The sequence below is a fragment of the Oleiphilus sp. HI0080 genome (assembly GCF_001635135.1).
Genome location: NZ_LWFU01000797.1, coordinates 1 through 236, shown reverse-complemented (window position 1 = coordinate 236; position 236 = coordinate 1). Strand labels below are relative to the sequence as shown.

Sequence of the window (236 nt, the reverse complement as noted above, 5' to 3'; positions counted from 1 at the left end):
CACTCAAGTATTTAGTATCTTCCAACAACACTGTACAATCCGCCGCGAGTTGCTTGGCCTAATTCAAACCAAGCCGAAAACCAGTTAACGCACGGAATGACTATGATTTTATTGAAGACAAATTACGGTGACATCAAGCTTGAATTGGACCATGAGAATGCCCCAGTAACAGCGAAAAACTTTGAAAGCTATGTAAAAGACGGCTTTTACGACGGCGTCATTTTTCACCGAGTGAT

At 41.9% G+C, this 236-nt stretch carries 1 protein-coding gene; it reads left to right on the top strand.

Going from position 1 to position 236, the window contains the following annotated elements; translation table 11 throughout:
- Positions 1-102 precede the first annotated feature (102 nt).
- Positions 103-236 (top strand): peptidylprolyl isomerase (locus A3751_RS16295; RefSeq protein ID WP_197466421.1); only part of this gene is annotated, 134 nt, incomplete at its 3' end.